Raw genomic sequence first — 453 nt, 5'->3', positions numbered from 1 at the left:
TCCTGGTAGGCCCACCATGAAAAGAGATAACTTTTATGGGGAATTAGCTCAGCTGGGAGAGCGCCTGCCTTGCACGCAGGAGGTCAGCGGTTCGATCCCGCTATTCTCCACCAAGAAGTCAAATATAAGTTCAAAAAAGGATTTGAATTTATATTTGGTTTCGAAATATAGACCAAAAGAATACTACGAGAGTAGTAATGTTATTTAAAAATCAAATGTTAAAGTCTTAAAATTTTTCTAAAAAAAGAAAAACAATAAAACACAACTATCTTATGAATTTAATAAGATAGTAGCCAAGGAATAATTATCAAAAGAGGTTAAGTGAGAACTTAACTAACAAAAATAAGCTATTAAGGGCTAATGGTGGATGCCTAGACTGTAAGAGGCGAAGAAGGACGTACTAGACTGCGATAAGCTTTGGGGAGCCGTCAAGAGGCATTGATCCAGAGATTT

At 36.6% G+C, this 453-nt stretch carries 1 tRNA gene and 1 rRNA gene; both read left to right on the top strand.

The window, feature by feature from the left end:
• Window positions 1-37 precede the first annotated feature (37 nt).
• Window positions 38-113 (top strand) — tRNA-Ala (locus CP960_RS13175).
• Between the two features lie 227 nt (window positions 114-340).
• Window positions 341-453 (top strand): 23S ribosomal RNA (locus CP960_RS13170); the annotation flags it as partial.

Source organism: Malaciobacter halophilus (assembly GCF_002837275.1).
Classification (GTDB): Bacteria; Campylobacterota; Campylobacteria; order Campylobacterales; family Arcobacteraceae; genus Malaciobacter; species Malaciobacter halophilus.
The sequence above is the reverse complement of the archived record's forward strand: the minus strand, read 5'-3'. Positions and strand labels throughout refer to the sequence as shown.